A 1516-nucleotide genomic window follows, 5' to 3' on the forward strand; every position below is an offset into this window, starting at 1 on the left:
TCCCTTATTCGTCATTCCTAGAGCTTCTAACATTTTATTCTTCTTATCATTCCAAGTTTCAACTTGTTGGGCGAGCGGATGTTTCATTTCATTTACTGCACCAGCCTTGTTTTTATGCGTTTTTGTAGGAGCAAAACCATCGGCTTTCCATTCTTCAAACATCGTTTTATAAATGATAAAAGCATCTAAATAATTTTCAATTAATGGTTCTAATGAAGGTGTGAAATTGTCATCATCAGTCAATAATTTTATGATTCTATTTCGTTCTTCATCCCTTGCAACATCTAGCATTTCCAACTTTTTCTTCTTTGACATTCGAGCCATTTTCACACCCCCCTTCATTTTTTTAAAATGGTGCAACTATTGATATGCCCCCTACGCTACCTATCCTCCCCAGAGGATAAATTTTAATTTTTGATAGGGGGGCTATCCAAAATAATTCGGGAAAACCTTTTTCGGTTTATCTTCATTTTCTTCTTTGATATGACATTTTGGGCAAAGTAGCATTAAGTTGTTTTTTTCTAATTTAAGTGTTTCATCTTGTTTAATTGGTATGATGTGATGAACATGAGCACTTCGACCAAAGACAAACTTCTTACATCGTTGACAATATCCTTTCTCTCGTTCATATACTTGAGACCTGACATACTTCCATTCATCTGTTCTATAAAACGGTTTGTTCTCATGATGATAGACGCTCTTCTTATCTTTCTTCTTCCTTGGTTTGTTACGCTTATGTTCTTCACAATAACGTCCCTTACTTATCTTGTTTTGGCAGCCGTTAAAGTCACAGTACTTCATGATAATAATTCAATGATGTCTTCTTTCTTTTTAACATCAGCTGGAATTTCAATATCTAACTCACCAGCATACTCACGTAACTCTTTCACTGTCATGTTACTCAATACTGGCACTTCACTAATCACTGTCATATCTTTACCGTTTGATAAGTCCACACCCATAATCATACTCTCAGGATTAACAGTCACTTCGAATCCTGGTTCTTCGCCTATAGGAACGAATAAGCTTTTCTTCTTTCCGTTATCCCAATACTCTGTACCTGATATTGTTTTTCTTATTTCAGTAATCATTTACATTCACTCTCCTTATTATTTATCAATCTAAGAATTTTACTTCCTCAGCTTTAATGAACTGAACCACGATTAGTACACTAAGAAAAATTTTCATACCGCTTCCAAACAAGAAAGCTGTCATACCATCACACTCTCTCCAAAACAAAAAACACCATCAACAGATAGTGTTTTTACATACAAAATATTCATAATTCCATTCATTAACTGTAAAAGAAAAATAGATTTCTTAATTGCTATTTTTTTGATCCTTAATTGCTGATAGCTCCGCTACCACCATAACCAATAAAAACTTCAATTGTGACTCTATATTATTTTCATGTGACTTTGCTAAATCTCTGATACCCTCTATATCTTCTTTTGGTACAATAGCAAGGATATCTTGTATATTTTTTTCATCAATATAATGTTCAAGAGAATGCGCT

Annotated in this window: 4 protein-coding genes; all 4 read right to left on the bottom strand. The window is 33.8% G+C overall.

Features of this window, described 5'->3' with window-relative positions:
* Positions 1-324, bottom strand: a 324-nt coding sequence (locus tag ACQGS6_RS28260) for a P27 family phage terminase small subunit (protein WP_426966014.1), incomplete at its 3' end; no start/stop codon positions are given.
* 102 nt (positions 325-426) lie between these two features.
* Entirely contained in the window at positions 427-801 is a 375-nt protein-coding gene (locus ACQGS6_RS28265) for an HNH endonuclease (RefSeq protein ID WP_098391734.1), read from the bottom strand.
* The gene (locus ACQGS6_RS28270) at positions 798-1091 is read right to left on the bottom strand and encodes a Rho termination factor N-terminal domain-containing protein (protein WP_426966015.1); all 294 of its coding nucleotides are present in this window, start codon (positions 1089-1091) and stop codon (positions 798-800) included. The genes ACQGS6_RS28265 and ACQGS6_RS28270 overlap by 4 nt, the downstream gene beginning before the upstream one ends.
* Positions 1092-1320: 229 nt before the next feature.
* On the bottom strand, positions 1321-1516 hold a 196-nt coding region (locus ACQGS6_RS28275; protein WP_426966016.1), incomplete at its 5' end, for a hypothetical protein.

The sequence above is a fragment of the Bacillus sp. GMs2/2 genome, assembly GCF_050172095.1.
Lineage (GTDB): Bacteria > Bacillota > Bacilli > Bacillales > Bacillaceae_G > Bacillus_A > Bacillus_A cereus.